This window comes from Actinokineospora inagensis DSM 44258, assembly GCF_000482865.1.
GTDB classification, from domain to species: Bacteria; Actinomycetota; Actinomycetes; order Mycobacteriales; family Pseudonocardiaceae; genus Actinokineospora; species Actinokineospora inagensis.
The window spans coordinates 60,006-83,764 of sequence record NZ_AXWW01000014.1 but is presented as its reverse complement, the minus strand read 5'-3'; the positions used below and the strand labels follow the sequence as shown (position 1 = coordinate 83,764).

Annotated in this window: 20 protein-coding genes; 1 reads left to right on the top strand and 19 read right to left on the bottom strand. The window is 69.9% G+C overall.

Annotation, left to right across the window (positions count from 1 at the left end; translation table 11 throughout):
• Positions 1-102: 102 nt before the first annotated feature.
• The 18 genes from H504_RS0105125 to H504_RS33320 form a co-directional block, all read right to left on the bottom strand.
• The gene (locus H504_RS0105125) at positions 103-726 is read right to left on the bottom strand and encodes a response regulator (RefSeq protein ID WP_026421902.1); all 624 of its coding nucleotides are present in this window, start codon (positions 724-726) and stop codon (positions 103-105) included.
• Positions 723-1,988 (bottom strand): sensor histidine kinase, encoded by a 1,266-nt coding sequence (locus H504_RS0105120; protein ID WP_035303319.1) that lies wholly within the window; start codon positions 1,986-1,988, stop codon positions 723-725. Before H504_RS0105120 ends, H504_RS0105125 begins: the two co-directional genes overlap by 4 nt.
• Positions 1,989-1,993: 5 nt before the next feature.
• Positions 1,994-2,734, bottom strand: coding sequence for an ABC transporter permease (locus tag H504_RS0105115; protein WP_026421956.1), 741 nt, complete (start codon positions 2,732-2,734; stop codon positions 1,994-1,996).
• A 13-nt stretch (positions 2,735-2,747) separates the two neighbouring features.
• Positions 2,748-3,656 carry an ABC transporter ATP-binding protein gene (locus tag H504_RS0105110; RefSeq protein ID WP_026421900.1) on the bottom strand — a complete coding sequence of 303 codons (909 nt, stop codon included), beginning with the start codon at positions 3,654-3,656 and terminating at the stop codon, positions 2,748-2,750.
• 1,776 nt (positions 3,657-5,432) lie between these two features.
• Positions 5,433-6,698 (bottom strand): condensation domain-containing protein, encoded by a 1,266-nt coding sequence (locus tag H504_RS0105100; RefSeq protein WP_026421899.1) that lies wholly within the window; start codon positions 6,696-6,698, stop codon positions 5,433-5,435.
• Positions 6,695-7,705, bottom strand: a complete 1,011-nt coding sequence (locus H504_RS39450; protein ID WP_245614075.1) for a hotdog fold thioesterase — start codon at positions 7,703-7,705, stop codon at positions 6,695-6,697. The genes H504_RS0105100 and H504_RS39450 overlap by 4 nt, the downstream gene beginning before the upstream one ends.
• On the bottom strand, positions 7,702-8,865 hold the full coding sequence (locus tag H504_RS0105085; protein ID WP_026421898.1) for a beta-ketoacyl synthase N-terminal-like domain-containing protein: 1,164 nt from the start codon (positions 8,863-8,865) through the stop codon (positions 7,702-7,704). Before H504_RS0105085 ends, H504_RS39450 begins: the two co-directional genes overlap by 4 nt.
• Positions 8,866-9,573, bottom strand: a complete 708-nt coding sequence (locus tag H504_RS0105080; RefSeq protein ID WP_026421897.1) for an SDR family oxidoreductase — start codon at positions 9,571-9,573, stop codon at positions 8,866-8,868.
• The gene (locus H504_RS38385; protein ID WP_051385500.1) at positions 9,570-10,367 is read right to left on the bottom strand and encodes an inositol monophosphatase family protein; all 798 of its coding nucleotides are present in this window, start codon (positions 10,365-10,367) and stop codon (positions 9,570-9,572) included. The genes H504_RS0105080 and H504_RS38385 overlap by 4 nt, the downstream gene beginning before the upstream one ends.
• Positions 10,360-10,821 carry an NUDIX hydrolase gene (locus H504_RS0105070; RefSeq protein WP_026421896.1) on the bottom strand — a complete coding sequence of 154 codons (462 nt, stop codon included), beginning with the start codon at positions 10,819-10,821 and terminating at the stop codon, positions 10,360-10,362. The genes H504_RS38385 and H504_RS0105070 overlap by 8 nt, the downstream gene beginning before the upstream one ends.
• Positions 10,818-11,984: a DegT/DnrJ/EryC1/StrS family aminotransferase gene (locus tag H504_RS0105065; RefSeq protein ID WP_026421895.1), complete on the bottom strand. Its 1,167-nt coding sequence runs from the start codon at positions 11,982-11,984 to the stop codon at positions 10,818-10,820. Before H504_RS0105065 ends, H504_RS0105070 begins: the two co-directional genes overlap by 4 nt.
• On the bottom strand, positions 11,981-12,973 hold the full coding sequence (locus H504_RS33335; RefSeq protein WP_035303318.1) for an NAD-dependent epimerase/dehydratase family protein: 993 nt from the start codon (positions 12,971-12,973) through the stop codon (positions 11,981-11,983). Before H504_RS33335 ends, H504_RS0105065 begins: the two co-directional genes overlap by 4 nt.
• Positions 12,974-12,987: 14 nt before the next feature.
• Complete coding sequence (locus tag H504_RS0105055) at positions 12,988-13,650, bottom strand: class I SAM-dependent methyltransferase (RefSeq protein WP_026421894.1); 663 nt, start codon at positions 13,648-13,650, stop codon at positions 12,988-12,990.
• A complete protein-coding gene (gene pabB / locus H504_RS0105050) occupies positions 13,647-15,692 on the bottom strand; it encodes an aminodeoxychorismate synthase component I (RefSeq protein ID WP_026421893.1) in 2,046 nt (681 codons plus the stop codon). Before pabB ends, H504_RS0105055 begins: the two co-directional genes overlap by 4 nt.
• Positions 15,664-17,010 carry a class I adenylate-forming enzyme family protein gene (locus H504_RS40850; protein ID WP_169735327.1) on the bottom strand — a complete coding sequence of 449 codons (1,347 nt, stop codon included), beginning with the start codon at positions 17,008-17,010 and terminating at the stop codon, positions 15,664-15,666. The genes pabB and H504_RS40850 overlap by 29 nt, the downstream gene beginning before the upstream one ends.
• Positions 17,007-18,221 carry an MFS transporter gene (locus tag H504_RS33325; protein ID WP_035303317.1) on the bottom strand — a complete coding sequence of 405 codons (1,215 nt, stop codon included), beginning with the start codon at positions 18,219-18,221 and terminating at the stop codon, positions 17,007-17,009. The genes H504_RS40850 and H504_RS33325 overlap by 4 nt, the downstream gene beginning before the upstream one ends.
• Positions 18,222-18,236: 15 nt before the next feature.
• Positions 18,237-19,661 (bottom strand): NAD(P)/FAD-dependent oxidoreductase, encoded by a 1,425-nt coding sequence (locus H504_RS0105035; RefSeq protein ID WP_026421892.1) that lies wholly within the window; start codon positions 19,659-19,661, stop codon positions 18,237-18,239.
• Positions 19,658-19,924 (bottom strand): hypothetical protein, encoded by a 267-nt coding sequence (locus H504_RS33320; RefSeq protein WP_157440219.1) that lies wholly within the window; start codon positions 19,922-19,924, stop codon positions 19,658-19,660. The genes H504_RS0105035 and H504_RS33320 overlap by 4 nt, the downstream gene beginning before the upstream one ends.
• A 678-nt stretch (positions 19,925-20,602) precedes the next feature.
• Here H504_RS33320 and H504_RS0105025 point away from each other — a divergent pair.
• Positions 20,603-21,244 (top strand): hypothetical protein, encoded by a 642-nt coding sequence (locus H504_RS0105025; RefSeq protein ID WP_245614074.1) that lies wholly within the window; start codon positions 20,603-20,605, stop codon positions 21,242-21,244.
• A 1,250-nt stretch (positions 21,245-22,494) separates the two neighbouring features.
• On the opposite strand, the gene H504_RS0105015 is transcribed toward H504_RS0105025, so the two are convergent.
• On the bottom strand, positions 22,495-23,727 hold the full coding sequence (locus H504_RS0105015; protein WP_026421889.1) for a serine hydrolase domain-containing protein: 1,233 nt from the start codon (positions 23,725-23,727) through the stop codon (positions 22,495-22,497).
• Between the last annotated feature and the right edge of the window lie 32 nt (positions 23,728-23,759).

The following is a 23,759-nucleotide window of genomic DNA, read 5'->3' as shown; positions in this document are numbered from 1 at the left end:
TCCCGGTGCGGGGATTCCCGCTGATCAGGGGCCAATCGTGCCTTATCCCCGGGCGGGTGGCGAAACCGGCGGCGCATTCCTGTGGCCAGGGCCACGCCCATTTCAGGGGGTCAGGTAGCCGCGCGAGAAGGCGGTGGCGACGGCGGAGGCGCGGTCGGTGACGCCGAGTTTCGCGTACACGTGCAGCAGGTGCGTTTTGACCGTGGCTTCGCTGATGAACAACTGCCGGGCGGCCTCGCGGTTGGTGGAGCCCTTGGCGATCAGCGCCAAGACCTCCAGCTCGCGCTGGGACAGCGGTTCGGACGCCGGTTGCCGGATCTGGTGCATCAACCGGCTCGCCACGGCGGGGGAGAGGACCGCCTGCCCCTGGGCCGCCGCCTCCACCGCGCGGAACAGCTCCTCCCGGGGCGCGTCCTTGAGCAGGTACCCCGTCGCGCCGGCCTCGATGGCGGGCAGGACGTCGCTGTCGGTGTCGTAGGTGGTCAGCACCAGCACCCGGGACCGCACGCCGCGCCTGGTCAGCTCCTTGATCGCGGTGACCCCGTCGGTGCGCGGCATCCGCAAGTCCATCAGGATCACGTCCGGGCGCAGTCGTTCGCCCGCCGCGATGGCCTCCGCGCCGTCGCCCGCCTCGCCGAGCACCTCGAACCTCGGGTCGGCGGTGAACATGCCGCGCAGGCCGTCGCGCACCACCGGGTGGTCGTCGACGATGAGCAGCGAGATCACTGGGCGCCTCCGGCGGGGATGGCGGGGACGGCGGCCGAGATCGCGGTGCCACCGCCCGGTTCGGACTCGATCTCCAGCCTGCCCGCCAGCCGCTGCACCCGCTGCCGCATGCCGGTCAGGCCGAAGCCGCCCTGGGTGGACCCGTTGGCGCGCTTGGCGTTCGGGTCGAACCCCACCCCGTCGTCGCGGACGTCCAGGGTCACCAGGTCCTCCATGTAGGACAGGGTCAGGCCGACCCGGCCCGCTCGGGCGTGCTTGGCGACGTTGGCCAGCGCCTCCTGGGCGGTCCGCAGCAGGGCGACCTCCACGTCGGCGTGCATCGGGCGGGCGTCGCCGGTCGTGGTCAGGATGGCGGTGACCTGGTTGACCTCCGACCACCGCCGCGCCACGTCGCCGATCGCCTCCGGCAGTCTGGCCTCGGCGAGCGCGGCCGGTTCCACCGCGTGCACGGTGCGCCGGGCCTCGGTGAGGCTTTCCCTGGCCAGGTTCATCGCGTTCGCCACGTGCCTGCTGGACGTGGCCGGGTCGTCGAGGTGCTGTTCGGCGGCCTGCAACTGGGTGAGGATGCCCGCCAGGCCCTGGGCGAGGGTGTCGTGGATCTCCCGGGCCATCCGCTGCCGCTCGTCGAGCACCCCCGCCTCGCGGGCCTGCACCAGCAGTTGGGCGTGCAGGCCCGCGTTCTCCTCCAGCGCCGCCTCCAGCTTGGCGTTCGCCTCGTGCAGCTCGTCGAGCGACTGCCGCTGCCGGTCGTTGCGCACGTCGGCCATGTCGGCGAAGTACGAGATCGACCCGGCCAGCACCGCGGTGATCGCGCCGAGCGCCAACCACGCCCACCAGTTGTCCGCGTTGATCTTCCCGCCCAGGTATGACTCCGCCGCGACCAGCGCCGTGGCCGTGACCCCCACGTACCGCCAGCGGCCGCGCAGGCACTGGAACGCCTTGCCGTAGCCGACGATGGTGAAGAAGCCGTACCAAGGCGCGACCGCGACGAGGGCCGCGGCCAGCACAATCAGGCCCGCGTAGTACACGGCCATGAGCGGTGCGTTGTCGAGCCACCGCGGCGGCGCCCTGTGGTAAGAGAACACCCAGGCCACGGTGACCGCGGTGAGCCCGAGCACAGCCGGGAGGTTGGCCGACACGTCCCACAGCGGCTGTAGCAGCGTTACCGCGAGGCTGACCGCGAGCAGGAAGTAGGGCAGGACCTTGAAGGCCAGCGTCTCCCGCCGCTCCAACCGGTCGAACTCCGCGTGTGGTCCCACCATCGTGCTTACTCCCAGCGGAAGTACCGCGCGGCAAGTCCACCTGCCACGACTACCCACCCCAGCATGACGGCCACGTGCAGCAACTGCGGCCAGTGCCCACCTGCGGCGTCTTGCAATGATTGCACGCCCGCGCCCAACGGCGTGAAGTCGCTGATCCGACGCAGGACGTCGGGCATAGAGGCGCGAGGCACCCACAGGCCCGCGAAGAACATGGTGGGGAAGAACAGCACGGTGCCGATGGCGCCCGCGGCCTTGCCACTAGAAGCGACCGAGGCCACCAGTAGCCCGATCGCGAACATGGCCAGCGCGGCCAGCACGTACGCGATGACGTAACCGGCTAGTTGCGACGGTAGATGTACCTGGAACGCGAGCCTGCCGATGGCAAGGATCACGACCATGGTGGAGACGGAAAGTGCCGTGGCCATCAACAACTGCGCGGCGAGCACCAAGCCCGGTTTAACCGGAGTTGTCCGCATGCGACGGAGGATTCCCTTTTCGCGGTAAGTGCCCAGTAACTGCGGCAGCCCGTTGACCGCGAACATCGCGATGGCCATCACGACCACGATCGGCGCGTACAGGTCGATCACCCGCAGCCCACCCAACGCCGGGTCGGCGTGGCGCATCGACGGGACCGAACCCAGGATGACGAGCAGGATCGGCGGGAACGCGAGCGCGAAGAACACGCCCATCGGCTCGCGGAAGAACAGCTTGGTCTCGGTGACGGTGAGCCGGAACAGTGCGGACATTCGTGGTTCTCCTTCAGGATTCGATGCGACGGCCGGTCAGGGCGACGAACGCGTCGTCGAGGGTGGTCTGCTCGACCCGCAGGTCGGCCGCGGTGACCCGCTCCCTGGCCAACACGGTGGTCACGGCGAGCAACAGGTCACCGGTGCCGGTCACCACCAACTGGCTACCCGCCCGCTCCACCGAGTCGACCTCGGGCAACGCGGTCAACACGGCGTGGTCAAGCGGCCCGGACGGCCGGAACCGGATCCGCTGCCGGTCGTCGACCCGCGACACCAACCCCGCCGGGGTGTCGATCGCCACCACCTTCCCGGCGTCGATGACGGCCAACCGGTCACACAGCCGTTCTGCTTCCGCCATGAAGTGGGTGACCAGCAAAATGGTCACGCCCCGGTCACGGATCTGCTCGATCAACTCCCACACATCCCGCCGGGCCTGCGGGTCCAACCCGGTGGTCAACTCATCGAGCACCGCAACCCGCGGCGACCCGATCAACGCCAACGCGATCGACAGGCGCTGCTTCTGCCCACCGGAGAGCGCCTTGAACCTGGTGCGCACCTTGTCACCCAGGCTCAACACCTCGACCAGCTCGCGCCAGTCAGCGGGCTGCCGGTAGAAGGAGCTGTACAACTCCAACGCCTCGCCAACCCGCAACTTGTCCGGCAACTCGCTCTCCTGCAGTTGGGCGCCGAGCACCTGCCGCAGCTCGCCATCCCCGCTCTGCGGGTCAATCCCACACACCCGAATGCGACCACTGTTCGGCGAGCGCAACCCCTCAACACACTCGACGGTCGTGGTCTTCCCGGCCCCATTGGGCCCCAAAATCCCGAAGATCTCCCCCGGCTCAACAGCGAACCCCACCCCGTCAACCGCGGTGTGCCCGCCGTACTTTTTGACGAGGTTCTCCACCTCGATGATTGCCATGCCCCAAGCCTGCCGCCCCACCCCCCCCCCCCGGATCGACCGCCCAGCCCCCTCGCCCCCCGACCTCGACCGACCCCCCAATCAACCGATCGGTTGATCCCCACTCCACCCTCGCCAACCCCGGCGGTGGTGATGACGCGGTTGGCAAGGGTGGAGCGGGAGCTCGGTCCCCTGCACAGATCAACGCACGCACCCTGTGCCCGTTGGTCCTTGGTCGCTGAGTTGTCCACAATGTTGGGTGCTGTCCACAGGGGTAGTCGCCTTCCTCTTGACAGGTCGGCTTTCGCGGTATGTTCAGGAATGGGCCCCCGGCCCCCGGGTGGGCGGGCCCCTGCGTAGCCGCCGGGTGGGGAACAGTCAAGAGCGAAGAACCAAGCCGACACCTTGATGCGATGCTCGCACCTGTACGAACCGTGGGGTGCCGCGAAGACTGCTCTGCCAACCCCGACTACTGCGTCCATCAGTCGGAGGCTCAGGAACTTGCCCTGCCAACCTGAGTGCAACAACACCGTGTGCCAGTGCGCCACGCTCCAGGTTGCACCGCGCCCCTCGAACCCCGCCCGTCATCGACAAGGCGCACACACATGCACCGCGTCCTTGAAACCCGCTAGAGGTCGCCCCCTCACCCCGGGCGCTCAAAACCTGCTGAGAGGCGGCCTCCCCACGCCGCGCGCCTCGACTCCCCTCTCATGTGCAGAGTCGCCACCCGCCCAGCACCCCTTGAAACCTGCCCCTCATCAGTAAGGATGGCCACCTCGCACCACGCCTCGGACGTCCCTCGCATCAGTGGAGGCGCCAACCCACCCGGCGGTTCCTTTGAACCACCCCTCATCAGTAAGGTGGCCACCTCGCGCCGCGTGCCTCAAACTTCCCCTCACATCAGTAGAGATCGCCAACCCGCCCCGCGCCCCTTGAACCACCCTTCATCAGTAAACATGGCCTCCCACACCGCGCCTCGGACTTCCCCTTCACATCGGCAGGGCCTGCCGACTCTCCCGGCGCCTCTTGACCCTGCCCCTCATCAGTAAGGACGGCCACCTTGCACCGTGCGCCTCGAACTCCCCACATCGACAATGCGCCACCCCCGCACCTCGCGCCTGGGAAGCCACCCCGCATCGACGAAGCGCCACCTTCGGCACCGCGCCCCTCAGAGCCCGCCTCCCATCGACGAAGCGCCACCCCCGCCCCGCGCGCCTCGAAACCCGCCGATCCCAACCGCCCGCTGGGGTGAAGTTGTTTTGTTTGGGGGAGGCGGTGGCCTAAGCCGGCCGGCGGGTAAGGCCACGTCTTTCCAGTGGCCCCGCCTTTTAGCCTTACCCAGGCCACCGCACAGGGGCCCCGAACAAAACAACTTCACCCCAGCGGGCACAGCCCGAAAAATCCGGCGCCCGAGGCCGGCGTCGCCGAAGGCGACCAGGCCGAACCCCGAGCGCAGCGAGGCCCAGAGACCCCTCACATCAAGATCAACCGAGAACGAAGCCCCCGAATACACACCCTAGCCCGCACCCCCGACAAGATCACCCAACAAGATCACCCCAACAAGATCACTACCAGGCGTTCAAGCGGTTCGACGTCGACCAGGACAGCGTGCTCCAGCAGAACGACATCGCCGCCATGACCAGGCAGGATTACCCCAGTAAGGTCGCCACCAATGAGGTCATCCGCTCGATCGGGGCGATCTTCTCCGAGCGGTACAACGGCACAAAAGGCAGACCCAACGTCCGGGCGAAGTGCGCCCCAGACACGGCGGTCGGCTTGGGCAAAAACGCTCAAGCCTCACCCCGAAGCGGTGACCAGCACCCGCTCCCAAGCTCCAAGTAAAGCAACCACAGCCGCCTCCGGCAGATACGCCGTATCGGCCCACAACGACACCTCAAACACACTATCCATCCGATACACCGTCGCATACGCGCTGACGAACATGAACTCGCTCGGTTCCACCGCAACTGTCGTCGTCCCCGTGCCAGGCGCGATTGGCGTGACCGGCTGGCCAAAGATGCTCGGCGAGCTCACATCATTGTAGACAACATCCCGAGCAAATAGCGCACCCCGTTCAGTGTCGACCTTCTCGCGAACCAGTTGCTGTTCGTCGGGGTCCACTGTGCTGTGGGTATACGCAGACGTCGCTGATTCCCAGATTTGGGTGGCGAGGTCGTCGAATGGGCGTGCGGTGTCGACGACGATGAGGGCGTCTTGGGAGAGGGTGCCCATCATTCGCAGTGTCTGGGCGCTGGATCGGTTGGCGGACAGGGAACTTACCGCGATTCGGTCTTGACCGGAGTGCTCACCAAGAATAGCGCACAAGCCTGCGAGGGCGAGCATGGAAGGGCTTACCCGGGTGCGCCGGGAGAGTGCCTGCAGTGCGGCGGCGGCGGCGAAAGACGTCATTCGGCCGTCGATATAGCGGGGGTCGCTGGGGGAGCCGACCGGGGAGGGGAGGGCGGCGGCGGGGGCGGATCGGTATTTCGCTTCCCACCAGGAGAGTGTGCGGGCGTTGCGGGCCAGGCCCTCGGGGCTTCGCTGGGCCTGGGCGAGTTGACGCGGTTGCCATGCCTGCCAGGGGGCTACCTCCCCGGCGAGGGCGTCCGCGACGCGAGAGGTGAAGAACTCCAACGCGATACCGTCCACGGACATGTGCGTCAAAACAGCCACGATCAGGTCGGGTTCGCCGTCACGCAGGGTCAAGGCCAGGCGTACGGGCAGGTCGGTGGGGCGAAAACGAGACGTCATCATGGTGGCGTGCACGGATTCCGCGGTCCCGCCTTCTATCAGTTCCAGCAGATAGCCCGGCGAACCGAGTACCCGTTGTACGTCGGCGCTCGGGTAGATCGTGCGCAGGGACTCGGATTCGGTCAGGACCAACGAGAGTGCGGAGACCACACCGTCTACAGTGGAGTCGCGAGCGGGGATGGTCACCGGGAGGAATGCCAGGTAGAGGTCGTCGGGGTAGGCGACCAGTTCACGTTGGATCTTGCGTTGGCCCCAGGTGAGCGGGGCCTCGACGTCCTCGCCCGTGGACACCGGGATGGGCACACTGGTCACTTCGTGCTCCTTCGGTCGGTGCGGCGCAGGCGGCACGTCAGGCGGGCGGTGGCGATCCGGCGGCCGGGGCGGTCCAGGACGGCGATCTCGAAGGTGGCGACGTCGATCCCGGTGAACAGCGGCACGCACACACCGGTCACCCGGCCGCCGGTGGCGACCCGGTGATGGGTGACGGACAGTTCCTGGCCGAGGATCTGGTCGGCGAGCAGGCAGGCGGCGACGGACCCCAGGGTCTCGGCGAACGCGGCGGTGGCGCCACCCGCGAGGAATCCGGCGTCCTGGCGGTTCCCGGCGACCGGCATGGTGCCGACGACCCGGTCCGGGCGTCGCTCGACGATCCTGATGCCCAGGCGGTCGGTGAGCAGGCCGTCGTGCTCTTCGTCGACGGCATCAACGGCGGCGGCCAGACCTTCGAGCCAGCCCAACGGACCGGTGACGGTGTCGAAAGGAGCCACGTCGACCACACTGGATCCACGCTGTAGCAACAAACCCGCTGCGACATCACCGTGGGGGACGCCCGGAAGCCCCAGCGTCGAGGCGATCGCGGTAGCCCGTGCGTTGGGCGCCAGGTCGGCGCCGATCAGCAACACCGTGTCGGCGGCGTCGGTGTCCAGCAGCAGTTGGGCCGACCGCAGCGCTTCGACCGCCAGATCCGCGATGCCGGACACGCAGACCATCGGCCCGGTGATCCCGTACCGGCGGCTGATGTGGCCGAGGATGGAACTGTTGGCGGACTGGAAGAAGAACACCGGGTTGGGAGTTCCACCGTTGGCCAACCCCCTGGTTGCCTCGTCGGCGGTGACCGTGTCACCGAACAGGGTCGCCAGCACGATCCCCGTCCGAGGACCGTCCACAGTGGCACTCAGGCAGCGCCGGGCGATGTCGAACACCAGCGGGCCGAAGCGGGACCGGGCATACCCGCGCACCGGTTCGAGCTCGACCGGGGCCATACCGGGCAGGCCCGCGGCCGCGTCGCCCCAGGGGGTCAGCGCTGCTCCGACGGTCATGATGCGCGCTCCAGTACCAGTGCGGCATTGGCTCCGCCGAAGGCGGCGTTCAGTGATACCGCCACCTCGATGTCCGCCTGCCGGGCCGCGTTCGGGACGCAGTCCACTTCGCACTTCGGGTCTGGGGCCAGGTAGCCCATCGTCGGCGGTAGTGCTCCGTCGGTCAGTGCCAGCAAGGTGATCACGGCCTCGACCGCTCCTGTCGCCTCAAGCAGGTGTCCGGTCGTGCTCTTGGTTGAACTCACCGGGACTCCGGGGCCGAACACCTCCCGTAACCCTCGGGTCTCTGCCGCGTCGTTGAGGGGGGTGCCGGTTCCGTGTGCGTTCACGTAGCCGACTGAGTTGGGGTCGCGCCCGGCCATCAGCAGTGCGGCCCGTGCCGCCGTGGCGAGTCCGGCGCCGTCCGGGTGTGGTTGGACCACGTGGTGTGCGTCGGCTGCCATTCCCCAGCCGGTCAAGCGTCCCAACACCGTCGCGCCTCGGTCGGCGGCGGACGCGGCTGATTCGAGGAGCAGGGCGGCGGCGCCGTCTCCGTGGAGGAGGCCGGTGCGGCCCAGTGAGAACGGGCGGACGGTGCCATCGGTGCTCATTGCCTGGCCGGAGTCGAACTTGGCGAAGATGTCCTCGCTGACCAGGTGTACCCCGGCGCACACCGCTGCCCGGGTGTGACCGCCGCGTATCAGTTGTGCGGCGGTGATGATCGCCGTGGTTGATGCGACGCAGGCGTTGACGAATGCCAGTCGCGGGGTGTCCAGCCCCAGGTCTGCGCCGACCCGGTGCGCCAGGTGGCCGGGCAGGCTGTCCAGGGGTGGCTCGGCGCCCGGTGTTCGCCAGAAACCCGGGTCCGCGCGCCGATCGCCTGCGCTGCCGAGCAACAGTGGCGCTCCTGCGCCGTTGTGGCCCGCCATCTCCAACGCGGCCACCACGCAGGCGCGTAGTACTGGCGCCTGTGCGGGTGTCTCTTGTGGACTTACCTTCATCCCGGGTATGCCGTCGCCGGAGAACACGGCGGCGCGGTCGGTGCGGTACCGCGCCGGGTTGAACCGTTCGACGGGGTGAAACCGGTTGCCGCCGCCGAACACGCCGGTGCGGACCGCGTCCGCGCCGAAACCGAACGCGGTCAGCACGCCGTAGCCGGTGATCACGACATCGTTGGTCATCTAGTGCCCCATCCCGAGGCCGCCGTCTACCGGGATCACCGCGCCGGTCACGTATCCGGCGCGCGGGGAGGCGACCCACAGCACGGCGTCGGCCACCTCTTCGGCGGTTGCCGTTCGGCCCAGCGGCACCTCGGCGACGATCCGCTCGACGGTCGCCGCGGGCAACGTGTCGGTCATGCCCGCGTCGACCAGCCCCGGTGCCACCACGTTCACCGTGATGCCCCACGGCGCGAACTCCCTGGCCAGCGACCGGGCCATCCCCACCAGGCCGGCCTTGCTGGCCGCGTAGTTGGCCTGACCGGCGAACCCGCGGAACGCCGCGACCGACGACATCAGCACGATCCGGCCGCCCCGGGCCCGGATCATGTCCGGCGCCACCCGCCGGACCGCTTCGTACGCGTTGCCCAGGTTGATCTCCACGACCGACATGAACTGCTCGCGGCCCATCCCCAGCAGCAGCCCGTCGTCGGCCACCCCCGCGTTGGCCACCAGCACCTCGACCGGGCCGTGCTGCCGCTTGACCTCGGCGAACGCCTCCCCGGTCTGACCCGAATCGCGCAGGTCGCAGACGACGCCGAACAACCCGTCCGGGGCGCCGCTGCCCCGGTGGGTCACCGCGACCTTGTCCCCGGCCGCCGCGAAGACCCGCGCGCAGGCCAACCCGAGTCCCCGGTTGCCGCCGGTCACCACGACCGATCGTCCGCTCATCGCCGCGCCTCCCGAACGATGCTGTCAAGCGCCCCCGACAGGCCCGGTCGAGCGCACCGCACCGCGTAGACGTCGTTGTGCCGCTTGGTGGGGGAGTCGAACCGCAGCGGGGTGCCGTCCAAGTTGGTGCACTCCCCGCCCGCCTCGGTGACCAGGACGGCGATCGGCGCGATGTCCCAGATGCGCATGCCCCGGTGCAGCAATGCCCCGTAGGCCCCGCGAGCCACCATGACGGCGTCGAAAACGCTGTTGCTGGAACGGATTCCCCGGCATGAACCGGCCAAACCGGTGAACAGGGCCAGATCCGGCGCGATGCTCTCCGGGCTGCCGACATCGATACCGTAGGCGACCAGTTCGTCCACAAGGGACTCACCCGGCGTCAACCGCAGCCGCTCGTCGCCGAGGAAGGCGCCTTCGCCGACGGCGGCCGTGTAGAGCTCGTCGAACGCGGGCAGCACGATCCCACCCGCGACCACCACGCCGTCGCGCACAGCTGCCAGCATCGACCCGTACAGCGGGCTGCCCGCGGCGAAGTTGCTGGTCCCGTCGATCGGGTCGACGATCCAGGTCAGCCCGTCGCCCTCGACCGGCTCGGCTTCCTCGCTGACGATCGCGGAACCCGGGAACTCGGCCCGGATCAGCCCGGTCAGCGCGGCGTCGACCTGCAGATCAGCCGCGGTGACCACCTGGTTGCGGTCGCCGGGGTGCGTCCCGACCACACCCCGCGGCAGGTCCGCGACACCGCGGGTGGCCTCCCGCAGCGCGTGCCCGATGAACCCGCGAAGATCACCCACCGACCTGCTCCCGGTACCGCTCGATGATCGGGACCTCCGGCGGCAGGATCGCCGCGGGCAGCTCGTCCAGCGCGAAGAACCGGGCGCTGAACGCCTCTTCGAGGTCCGCGCTGACCGCCACCCCGTCCGGCACCCGGGCGATGTAGCCCGCGGTGACGTTGTGGATCTCGTCGCCGTTGGGGCACTTGTAGTAGAACTCCGGACCGGAGAACACGCCGAGCAGCTCCAGCTCGTCGACCTTGACCCCGGTCTCCTCGAACACCTCGCGCCGCGCGCAGTCCTCCAGCGACTCGCCCGGGTCCATCAGCCCGCCGGGCAGGCCCCAGTCGTTCGTGTCGGCGCGCTCGATCAGCAGCACCCGCCCGGTCTCGTCGACGACGACGACGTTCGCGCCGGTCAGGATGAGCGGCGCGGTGCCGACCGCCGCACGCAGTTGCCGCAGGTAGTCGTTCATTCGGTCCTCCGCAGGGTCTGGGCGATCTCGGTGCCGTGCTCGTGGACGCGGGTGATCGCGTCGCAGACCCGGTCGACCGCGGCGGCCGCCAGGCGGGTGGACAACGGCAGGGTGATCATGGTCCGGGCCAGCTCCTCGGTACCCGGCAGGGGCCCGGCGGGCACATCGGCGTACACGGTCTGCCGGTGCAGCGGCGGGTCGAAGTAGGCCCGGGTCGAGATCCGTTCCGCGCGCAGACAATCCGCCAGTTCGTCCCGGGTCAGGCCGAAGTCGGCGCCGACCCGGACGGTGAAGTCCTTGTACGAGCTGACCGCGCCCGCCGGGATCTCCTGGAAGGACAGCCCCGGCACGCCCGCCAGCGACTTCACGTACCGCTCGACGAGGTGGTGCCGCTGCTCCAGCCACCCGGGGAACCGCGGCAGCGCGGCGGTCCCGAGCAGCGCGGCGATCTCGGTCATCCGGCCGTTGAGCCCGAGCAGCACGGAGTCGTAGTTGCCGGGGTTGCCGTAGTCGCGGGCCACCCGGAGCTGACGGGCGAGTTCGTCGTCGCCGGTGGTGACCAGGCCGCCCTCGCCGGTGGTCAGCGTCTTGGTCGGGCTCAGGCTGAACACCTCGGCGAGCCCCTTCGACCCCACCATCGACCCGTCCGGGTAGCGGGCGCCGAACCCGTGGGCCGCGTCGAACAGCAGCACCGCCCCCGCCTGCTCTGCCCGCGCCGACAATTCGTCCACCGCGCACGGCGAGCCGTAGGTGTGGGTCGCCAGGATCGCCGAGAAACCGCCGTCCGGCACCGAAGCAGGGTCGATGGTGGCGGTGCGCGGGTCGCTGTCGGCGAAGACCACCGGCAACCCGTTCCACCGCACCGCGTGCCCGCTGGCGATGAACGTGAAGCTCGGCACCACCACCGGTCCGCCCACGTCCAGACAGCGCAGCAGCAGCATGAGCCCGGTGGTGCAGTTGCTGACCGCGACCACGTTCGGCACGCCCAGGTACTCGGCGGTCACCTGCTCGAACCGGCGCACCTCGACCGCGTTGGTGATCATCCCGGAGTCGAGGACCGCGCCGATCCTGGCAGGCAGGTCGGCGTCATCGGGCAGGGCGGGCCGGATCAGCGGCAGCGGTTCGTCGAACGCGGGGGTGCCGCCCAGCACCGCGGGCCTCACCGGGCCACCGGCTGGCGCGCGGTCCGCTCGACCATGAGCAGGTAGTTGTTGTACCGGGCGGTCGCGTGGTCGGCGTACCGGCCGGACCGCACCGCCGCGGCGATGTCCCGGATCGTGTCGACCACCCGCAGCCGGGGCGCGAAACCGAGGTCGGTCGCGATCGGGTCGAAGTCGACCCGGTAGTTGCGCGGGTCCCTGGCCGCTTCCACCACGTCCACCTCCGCCTCGGGGACCTCGGCGTGGATCAGCTCGCCCAGGGTCGCGATCCGGTAGTTCTCCGCGTTGGAACCGCAGTTGTAGACCAGCGACGGCACTTGGGCTCCGAGCACCGCGCGCACCGCGTCCGCCGCGGCCCGTACGTGTAAGAACGGCCGCCACTGGTCGCCGCCGTGCACCATGAACCGGCCGTCGGCAGCGGCCCGCGCGGTCATCGTGTTCACCGCGAGGTCGAACCGCATCCGCGGCGACAACCCGTGCAGGGTTGCGAACCGCAGGATCGACGGGCGTGGGCCGTCACCCGCGTGACTGAGCAGGTAGTGCTCGGCGAAGACCTTCGTCTCCGCGTACAGCGAGCGCGGCTCGACCGGCGAGTCCACCCCGACCGGGGCGTCCCCGGCCGCGCCGTAGGTGCTGCAGGTGGAGGCGAACACGAACTGCCCGACCCCGGCCCGCTTGCTGGCCTCCGCCAGCCGGATCGTGCCCAGGTAGTTCGTGTCCCGGGCCAGGTCCCCGGCCAGGTCGCAGGCCGGGTCGCCGACGATCGCGGCCAGGTGCACGACCGCGTCGATCCCGGTCAACTGGGACGCCCAGTCCCGTGGCTCGCGGATGTCCCCGGTGATGTAGGTGATGCCGGGCCGCTCCTGGCGCTCCCGGGTGATCGACTCGTCGTCGACGACGATGACGCTGGCGCCGTGTTCGGCCAGCAGCGGAGCCAGCACCGAGCCCAGGTAACCCAGGCCGCCGGTGACCAGCACGGTGGGAGGTCGCATCAAAGCCTCATTTCTCAGGGACGAGGGGTCAGCTCGAGCAACTGGTAGGTGACGTCCTGATCGGGGGGACTGGTGGCGAACCCGGTCGCGGTCAGCCCGGCCTCGGCGGCCAGCCCGTCCAGGCGGTCCCGGTTGCCCAGCGAGCCGAAGCCGAGCAGCACCCGACCGGCAGGCGCGGTGTACCGGCGGGCCTGGTCGAGGAACCGGCGGTGCGCGGCGTACCCGGGGTCGAAGATCGCCAGGTCCAGGTCGGACCCGGGCGCGTGGTCCGCGGGGGACTCGATGAACGGCGAGTTCCAGAACACGAGGTCGAAGCGGACGTCGGCGGGGACCGGGTCGAACAGGTCGCCCAGCCGCGCGTCGAGCCGGTCGGCCACCCCGTGCCGCTCGGCGTTGCGCCGCGTGTTGTCGACGGCGGCCGCGCTGATGTCGGTCGCGGTGACCCGCGCGCACACCCGGGCCGCGGTGACGGCGGTGATCCCGGCGCCGCAGCCGATCTCCAGCATCGTCCCGCCCGGCGGGTACGGCAGGTGGGTGGTGAAGAACCGGGTCGACGCGTCGTAGACCGGGGAGAAGACCCCGGGCAGCAGGTCCCACGTGTCGCCGAGCAGGGTGAACGTGTCCGGTCGGCGGGCCTGGTTGAAGGCGAGCAGCCGGAGGCCGCGGTCGTAGCTCATCGGGCGCTCCGGGCGGGCTCGGTGGCCGGGTCCCGCTCGGGGAACTCCTGACCGGTCAACCCGAGCAGCACGGCCGCCTTGACCGCCGTCTCCTCGAACTCGACCGCGGGATCGGACAGGGCGATGATCGCACCGCCCACCCCGAACTCCACCCGGTCCGGCGTGGCCACCACGGTGCGGATCACGATGCTCAGGTCCGCCGCGCCGGTCAGCGAGAAGTAGCCGATGGCCCCCGAGTACACCCCACGCGCCCCCTGCTCCAGCCGGTCGACGATCTGCATCGTGCGGACCTTGGGTGCCCCGGTCATCGACCCGCCGGGGAACGCCGCCCGCACGCACCGCACGGCGGACACGTCCGGGCGCAGTTCCGCGCTGACCGTGCTGACCAGTTGGTGCACCGTGCTGAAGGTCTCCACGGCGAAGATCGGGTCGACGGTCACCGTGCCCGGCACCGCGGACCGGCCGAGGTCGTTGCGGACCAGGTCGACGATCATCAGGTTCTCCGCCCGGTCCTTCTTGCTGTGCCGCAGGTCCAGCCGCAGCCGCTCGTCCTCGTCCTGGGTGCGGCCGCGCGGCCGGGTGCCCTTGATCGGCTTGCTCTCCACCCGGCGGTCGCGGCCGACGCGGAGGAACCGCTCGGGTGAGCAACTGAGCACGGACAGGTCGCCGAACCGGAGGAAAGCGCCGAACGGAACCGGGTTCCGCTCGCGCAGCGCCCGGTACGCGGGCCACGGGTCGAGGCGGCCGTCGGCGGTGATCATGTTGGTCAGGCAGATCTCGTAGCTCTCACCGGCGGTGATCTGGCGGAGGCAGTCGTCGATGAGGTCGAGGTAGCGGCCACGGTCGTGCCGCAGTGTGAGTGGCCCGATCGGCTCGGACCTGTCCGGCGCGGGGGTCACGGGCTCGGTGAGCCGTCGCTCGGTCTGGTCGAGCCAGGTGTTGGCCGCGGTCGGGTCGCCCGCCTCGGCGAGGGCCATCAGGTGGATGTCACCGGTCTCGTGGTCGACGGCGACGGCCCGGTCGGCGAAGATCATGGCGGCGTCGGGGTGCGGGGAGGTGTGCGCGGCGTCGCCGCCGGTCTCGGCCTTCAGCTCGTAACCGAGGTAGCCGACCCAGCCGAGGGCGAAGTCGAACGGGAGCGGCGGCACGGTTGTGTTGCGTGCGGCCAAATCCCGGTCGAGCCAATCGAAGAATCCACTGTGGACTGTCTGGGTGCCGGTGGCCGAGCTGACCGTGATCGTTCCCGTTGAGACATCCGCGGTGGCCACCCGGGCGGCAGGCCCACTGGCGTCGACCAGGAACGAGAACCGGTCCGGGCCGAGACCCGCGGAGCTGCTGTCCAGCCACACCGCGTGCTCGGAGTCGGCGAAACAGCGCTCGAACACCTGCTCCGCGGTCACCGGGACACTCAGCTTGCGGACGACGACCCTGTCCGGCCGGTCCGGCCCCTTGACCGAGACCGGCGACCGGCGCGGCGCGACCCCCAGGAAGTTGCGCATGATCTGCGGGCCGTCGCGGGTCCCGATGGACTCCGGGTGGAACTGCACGCCCCAGAACGGGCGGTCCCGGTGCCGCAACCCCATCAGCACCCCGTCGTCGGTCCACGCGATCGGCAGCAGTTCCGCGGGCAGGCCGGTGACCGCCAGCGAGTGGTACCGGATGGCCCGGAACGACTCCGGCACGTGCGCGAACAGCTCGTCGCCGCCGTGTCGGACCACCGACTCCTCACCGTGGCGCGGCACCGGCGCCGGGACCACGTTCGCGCCGAAGACGTGCGCGATTCCCTGGTGCCCCAGGCAAACCCCGAGCAGCGGCAGGTCGGCGGTGGCGATGACCTCGGCGCAGATGCCGAAGTCGGCGGCCCGCTCCGGTGTCCCCGGGCCGGGCGAGACGATCACGTGGTCGAAGCGGTCCAGCTCGGCCGGGCGCCAGTCCGGGTCGTCGTTGCGGACCACGGTCGGCCAACGGCCGGTTGCCCTGGCCACGTCGTGCGCGAGGTTGTAGGTGAACGAGTCATAATTGTCGATCAGCAGCGTTCGCATGCGGGTCCCCCTTTCCGCGGTGGGCGTGCAGCAGCTCGTGGCTGCGGATGAGCTTGCCGGTGGGGTTGCGCGGGACCGCCCGGTCGACCGCGAACCGCTTCGGCACCTTGAAGTCGCTGAGCCGCTCCCGGCACCACCGCAGCAACTCCGCCGCGGTGACGTCCTCCGGAGCGCCGACGTACGCCTCGACGGCCGAACCGCTGTGCACGACGACGGCCTCGGTCACCCCCGGGTGCGCGCGCAGGACGGACTCGACCTCCATCAGGTCGATCTTGAGGCCGGCCACGGTGACCACGGAGTCGGCGCGGCCCAGGATGCTGATGGTCGTGCCGTCGTCGTCGAGTTCGGCGCGGTCGAAGGTGCGCAACCAGCCGTCGTCGAACCGGTCGACCCCGTCCGCGCGCAGGTACGGCGACCGGTCCAGGCGGACGTACAGCTCGCCGTCGGTCACCCGGACGGTCGTGTTCGACACCGGACGACCAACCCGCGGCGGCGGACACGGTTTCGTCAGCTCCGCGGTGAGAATCCCGGTTTCCGTGGTGCCGTAGACCGGGTTGACCGGCACGCCGAACCTGGCTTCGAACGCCGAGTTCACCGCGGGCGGCAGCATTTCCCCGGCCGACACGGCCAGCCGGAGGTCCGGCAGCGGCGGCGGGGACGTCCGGGACAGCAGCTCGAAATGCAGTGGCACACCGAGGATCGCGGCGACCCGGTGCTCGGCGGCCTGCTCGACCCAACCCGCCGCGCGCGTCCCGATGGGCAGGATGAGCCCGGTGCCGCTGGCCAGACCGTGCAGGACACCACCGACCAAGCCCATGGTGTGGATCAGCGAGTTGAGCAGCAAGATCCGCTCGCCGTGCCGCGGCATTCCGTCGAGCACCGCGTACCGCTCGATCTCGGTGCGCAGGTCGGCCGCGGTGCGGCCGATGACCTTGGGGCGGCCGGTCGAGCCGGAACTGAACTGCACCAGGCGGATGTCGCCCGGGTCGGCTCCCGTGCCGAGGTGGTCCAGACCGGTGTCGGTGATCTCGTGGGTGGGCGGGTGCAGGCCGTAGAGGCGGTCGACCTCCGGTTGTGGGAGGCGGATGTCGACGAGCACGACCTGGGCGTCGAGCCGCCAGAGCGCGAACAACGTGTGCAGCGCGGCAGGCCCGGGTGGCAGTCGCACTGCGACAACCGAGCCCGTTCCGATGCCTGTCAACGATTCTTGCTGTGCAGTGACGTTGCGGCGCAGATCAGCCCGGGTCTCCGCGCGGTCTGCGACCAGCCACGGGTCGGCGTCCGCGCCCCGCGCGAGCAGTTCGTCGATCCAGGTCACCGGGCACCTCCCGTGCTCTGCAAAGCCGGGGCGGACAACAACTTCCGGGCACCGACCAGCGCCACCGCGAACGCGACCAGGCCCGCGACCACCGGCACCCGGTACCCGGCGGCCGCGCCCACGTGCTGCACCACCCAGCCACCGCTCGCCGCGCCGATCGAGATGCCGACGATCAGCGCGGACTCGGTCAGTGTGACGCCCTCGTTGATCTGCTTCGCGGGCACGACCTCCTGCAGCAGCGTCATGCTGGTCACCATCGTCGGCGACACTACGACCCCGGTCACCGCGAGCCACGCGCCGAGCAGCACCAGGTTGTCGACCAGCAGCAGCGGCACCATCGCCAGACCCAGCACCGCGACCCCCGCGAGGTAGCGGACCGCGGCGCCCCGGTTCGGCCGCAGCAGACCGAAAACGACCCCGGACACCGCGGAACCGGCGGCCAGCAGGGCGAGCGCGAACCCGGCGGAACTCTTGTGCCCCAACGAATCCGCGAACCCGATGGTCACGACCTCCAGCGACCCGAGGATCACCCCGATCGCCAGGAACGTCACCAGGATCACCTGGACCCCCGGCACCCGCACCGGCGGCTTCGGCTTCGCGCCGGACTCGTGCCGCTCGACCGGGGGCTCGGTGCGCTTCTGGGCGGCGAACAACACCGTTCCCACGACCATCAGCACCGTCGCCGCCAGCAGGCCTGCCTCCGGGAACACCAGCGTGGACAGCAGGGTCGCCAAGATCGGGCCGCCGACCAGGCACACCTCGTCCACCACGCGCTCGAACGAGTTCGCCACGTGCAGCCCGTCCGGGTCGTCGGCGAGCACGTGCGCCCACCGCGCGCGGGCCATCGCGCTCACGAACGGCACCCCGGCGGAGACCACGTAGGTCACGAAGATCGTCCACACGGGGGCCGTGTTGTGCGCGCAGATGATGGTGACCGTCGACGACGCCGCCGAGATCAACGTCGCGGGCAACGCCACCCTGGCCTGCCCCAACCGGTCCACCAGCCTGCCGATGAACGGCGAACCCGCCGCCACCGCGACGAGACCGGCCGCCGACACCGCGCCCGCCAGGGCGAACGAGTGGTACCGGGTGGCCACCATGATCACGGTGCTCACGCTGAACATCGCCATCGGCAGCCGGGCGACGAACCCGGCGGCGGTGAACGCCACCGCCCCCGGCGTCGCGAAGATGCGGCGGTACGGGCTGAGCATGCCCCAGGTCCTCCCTCAGTCGGCGTACAGCTCGCGCAGCATCTTCACCAGGATCGGCGAGTACCGGGCCGCCGCCAGGATCTCCGCAGGCGGCACCTTGACCGGGTGGATCTCGTCGGCGAACCGGGCGAACTCGATGCGCAGGCTGTGCTCGATCGTGCGCGGCCAGTCGACCGGCAGGTGCCAGTCATACTCGTAGCCGGTCGCCAGCAGGTGGGCCACCGCCGTCGCGATCACCTCGTGCCGCGGGTACGGCTGGATCGCCTGCCGCACCGGGTGGAAGCCGGACAGGTCCACCCCGGTCTCGCCGCCGGTGATCCGCGCCGCCAACTCCTGGGCCAGCAACGGGGACAGGTGCAGGCCGTCGCGGTAGGTGCCGGTGAGCAGCCACAGGCCGTCCAGCTCGGTCGGGCCGATCAGCGGGAACCCGTCCAGCGACACCGGACGGTTGCCCACCTGCGCGGCGCGGATGCCCGACGTCCACAGGTCGCGGTGCAGTTGGCGGGTCGCGCAGTCCAGCAGGAAGTGCAGGTCGCGGACCACCGGTTTCTCCACCACGGTGGGGGAGATGATGTTCGTGGCGCCGACGTAGACCTGACCGCCCGAACGCGGCACCAGGTGCAGACCGCAGGCGAACGCCCGGTTCGGGGTGCGCAATACGGACCGCGGTCCGTCAGTACCGTCGGTGTCCAACAGCGCGGACACGCCGAAACCGGCCACCAGCCGCGGAATCCGACCCGCCGCGCCGCCCGCGGTGTCCAGGACGTCCTGGGTGCGGGTGCCCGCGGCGAGCACGACCTGACCGGCCTCGATGCGGGTGCCCGAGGTCAGCACGACCCCGGTGACCGCGCCGTTCGAGTACTCAAGGCTCGCGGCCTGCTCACCGGCGAGAACACCGCCCCTGGCCACGAAAGCCTGCTCCAGGCGGGTGAGCAGCCGGTGCGCGTCGACCGCGTGCTCGTCGGGCAGGTGCACCGCGCGGAACGGCCTGCCCGCGTTGTCCGGGTTGATCCACTCGATCTCGGTGACGTCGACGTCGTGGCACGGCTGCGCGTACTCGGCGGCGGCCCGGCGGATCGCGGCGAAGTTCGCGTCGTCGATCGCGGCCACGCCAACCCCGTTGAGCAGCACGACCGTGCCGTCGGCGGACAGGACGTCGTTGTCGGTGCCCGCGTCCTCGGCGAGCCCGGCCAGCCAGTCGTCCCAGGTGCCCAGGGCGCGGATGCCCAGTTCCAGCTTCGACCGGCCGTGCGCGCTGCCCAGCAGGACATCGGTGACCTCGCCGATCGCGCCGAGCATCGCGCCCGCCGCCACCGACGCCGCCCCCGGCCGGTGCGGCTCGCCGAGCACGGTCACCCGCAGCCCCTGCCGGGCCAGCACCAGCCCGAGGGACAATCCCAGCACGCCGTTCCCGGCGACCACCACATCGGCGCCGCTCATCGCTGCCCGCTCTCCGCCGCCGCGGCGACCTGCTCGGGGTGGGTCCTGGCCAGGTACTCGTGGATGGCCCGCGCCGAGGTGAAGTCCAGGACGTCGTCGCGCCCCGGCTCCACCACCAACCCGTGCCGCTCCTCCAACAGGTGTCGCAACCACACCAGCGCGAACGAATCCACCATGATCGGCGTGTCGTAGTCCAACGCCACGTCCGACTGCATGTTCATGCACTCGTTGACCACGCCGAGGACGTCATTCCGGTCGATCATCATTCCCCTTTCCCGCACCCGGACAGCCGGAATCCTCCGCTGTCGATGCCGACAGCGGACATGGACGAAACACACGGACTGCGTCAGATGTCGAATAAGAACCGGCCCACCCGCGTCGGCGAGTGGTCGCACGGCGGTCGCTTCAGTGGACAGTGCTCCGCAACGGACCCCCCTGTGACTGTACCCACCAGGCACTTAACCAGAGGTTAGTGCGTCAGGCAAGGATCTCTCACAAAAGGAGGAACGGGGTGCTCCATCCGTCACAACCCCAGGTCACCCCCTGCTCGAATGGCGGATATCCGCGCCCGGCGAACAGGTCGACGGTCGAAATATTCAACGATCACATTCGCGGGTCGGGGTTTTCGGCGGCGGGTGCTCTTTTGGTGACGAAATGAATGGCGACTTGTCCCTGTCCGTTTCAGGGGGTACTAGGGGTCGATCGCTCGCGTGTGGACTGTCGGCGTTGCGGTAGCCTGTGCGGTGCGCACCGTCGCCATGCCACCGTCGCAATGGGAATAACCCGAGCTGTGCGCGGTTCCCAGGTCGGGCGGGCCGCCGGCAACGGCGCGAACCCGCAGCTCCGGCCGGGTGGTCTAGTCCATCGAGATTTCTTGCGCCGCAACGGTTCCACCGTGTGAACGAGATCGTCTCGTGGGCGTGTCTGCTAGCTTCCCGGGAATGCGCCCAGATTCGAGGTTCCGTCGTGCTCTGGTCACCAAGACGCTGGCTGTGGCCGCGGGTGTGGTGGCGTTGTCCTCAGTCGTCCCCGGTGTGGCGGCCGATGCCGCGGTGGGCGGTTCGTCCCCGTTCAGTTGGACCTGTCCGAACGCGTCGATCGACGGCTACCAGCAGTGGATCGCCTCCGGTGAGGGCACGACCATCCCCGCCAACGGCACCATGCTGGTGCGCAGGGGCCGCGGCTACGAAGCCAAGATCACCTTCGTCAACGCCGAATGGCACGTCGCGGTGGTCTGGCTGGGCAACCAGTTCGAGGCCCAGGCCAACCTCTCCACCTCCGGCGGCTTCTGGCTCACCTACAGCGCGACCGACGACCTCTACGTCCAGCTCCGCCCCGCCTCCCACTGGAGCGGCGGCGACAAGTGGCTCACCAAGATCCCCTCGACCGGCGGGGCGGTGGAGCAGCACTACTTCAGCTTCGCCCCGGACCAGTGGACCTGGCTGCCCGAACTCGGCCAACCGTCCTACACCTTCCCCTCCGCCCTCGCCGAAGCCCGCGGCCTCGTGTTCGTCGGCAAAACCCCGAACACCCTCGACTTCCGCCAACTCCAAATCGACGGCTACCGCCCACCCTGCAAGTAGCGGAACACCCCGGGGCGTGGGAGTTCCCCACGCCCCGGTGCGCCCTCGGCCCGCCCCGCCGTCTCCCCGTCGACTTCGCGGTGTCCCTGTCCGCTTCACCGTTCCCCGCCGACTTGGCCGTTCCCCGCCCACCCCGCGGTGTCTGCCCACCCCGCGGTGTCTGCCTGCCTCGCCGTTCCCGCCTGCCTCGCCGTTCCCGCCTGCCTCGCGGTTTCTGCCTGCCTCGCGGTTTCTGCCCGCCTTGCGGTCTGCCTGCCCGCCTTGCGGCCTCTCTGCCCGGCTCGCCGCCCCCCGTCAGCCTCGCTGGTCCCCTCGACCGCCTCGGCGCCCCTGTCAGCCTTGCGGCCCCTTGCCCGCGCCCTCCTGTCGGCCTCTCGGTCCCTGTCACCTGACCACCACCACCTGCCGTCGAGTTGTCCACAACCCTCGCGGCCATCCCCTGCTCCGCCGGGCACCTATGCCCCGTCGGGTGGTGCCGGTAGACTGGACCAGGGACGCCCCCCGGGACGGGTGGGGGCTGCGGTCCTGGTGGTTGTGGCGGATGCCGCCGTGCCCGTTCGGGGTCGCCATCGCCGGTTCGCGGACTGGGCCGAGGTCAACTTCTGGACCCGGGGTTCTGCCGGCTGCCCCCGAACGATGCTGGTCGATGCCGCGATTCGGGCGGCAAAAGGGGCTCGTAACCGGGCCTACGCTAGCGCTGCAGTGTCAGCGGCCAGCCCCAGCGGACATCGCGTCCCGTCGTCCGTGCGGCCCAGCGGACCGCCAACCAGGCCCGATAACGTGCGCGAACCACGCGAGCGGGCCGATCGACCGCCATGACGTCGACACTCCCGAACGCCTGGGCCGACACCGCAAGGTCGTCGAGCGCACTCCGGTCATCCGCCGACTCCAGAAAACCACCCTTCGGACCCTGCATGTCCCCAGGTCACCCCAACCTCGTCGCCAAGTTGTCCACACCCGACGTAGCCATCCACAACTCCACCAGGCTCCTATGCCCCGTCGGGTGGTGCCGGTAGACTGGACCAGGGACGCCCCCCGGGATGGGTGGGGGCCGCCTGGACCCGTGTCGGGGGCAGTGTCAAGAGGTTGTGGGGTGTTGGCCTTGGTCGCGGGGGGTGAGACGGGGCTGGTGGCGTCGAGGGTCTGTGGAGTTGAGTCCGCAGCCTCCGTCAGGGGTTGACGGAGGCTGCGAGTGCTGGTGCGGACCGGCAAGGTCAGGCGAACAACATGACGGGTCGTGCCGGCGTCGCTTACTCCGTGGGCGTCGGCTTGTTCAGCATCGTGCAGACTGCGGTGTCCACAAGGGACTGGGTGGCGGCCTGCGCCTTGGGGTTGGCGAGGCCGAAGACGGTGGAGGCGAAGATGGTGACGGTGCGGCGGCCGGTGGGGTCGGTGTAGGCCTGGGTGGAGTAGCCGGGGACGCTGCCGGTGTGGCCCCACACGGTGCCGCACGGGGTGGTGACCTGTTCCAGGCCCAGTCCGTAGCGGTTCGGGGAGCCGGGCGTTTCTTCGACGGTGGTGCGCATTTCGGCGAGTTGGGCGGGCGGCAGGAGTTTGCCGCTCAGCAGTGCGCTCTGGAAACGGGCCCATTCCTCGGCGGTGGACACGATGCCGCCTGCGGCCCATTCGGTGCTGTTGTTGACCCAGGTTGTGTCGACGTGTTCGTTGTGCTCGGGGCCCGCGAAACCGGTGCCTGCTGGGACTCCTGGCGGCAGCAGGGGGGCGAGGTGGGCCGCGTCCGGCTCGTATCCGTGCGCCATGCCGCCCTTTTTGTTTGCTGTGGTCAGATATGTGTTCGTCAATCGCAGTGGGCGTGCGATGCGGTCTTGGATGAGGTCTGCCAGGCTTCGGCCCGTCGCCTTTTCCAATACCAGGCCAAGCGCGATGTAATTGGTGTTGCTGTACGAGAAATGTGCGCCGGGGGTGAACAACGGACCCAGTGCGACGCCTGCGGCCACCAGCTCCTGCGGCGTCCACTGCTTGGGGTCCTGCCCGAGTACGGCGGGCAGCACCGCCGGGTTGTTCAGGTAGTCGGCCAGTCCGCTGGTGTGGTTCAGCAGCATCCGCAGCGTGATGTTGTCGCCGCCCGGCACGGCCCCCGGCAGCCACTTCGACACCGGGTCGGTCAGCGCCAGCTTGCCCTCCGCCACCTGCTGCAGGACGAGCGTCGCCACCACCGTCTTGGTGTTCGACCCCATCCGGACCCGGTCCTGCACCGACAGCTCGTGGTCCCGCCGCGTCCACCCCGCCTGCCGGGCGATCTCGACCGCGCGGCCACGTCCGTCGTCGACCCGCACGAACGCCGCGGGCACACCGGCCGCCACGTCTTGCTGGACCAGGTCGGCAAGTCCGTGGTCCCCGTGCTGCGCCGACGCGGGTCCGGCGGTGACCAGGCAGGCCGCGACGGTGCCGCTCAGCACTCCCGCCACCACCCGGGGCGAGGTGATCCGACGACGGCGGGTGGTCTGGTTGTGACCGGACATCAGGGTGTCTCCCAGCTCTTGTCTGCTGCTCT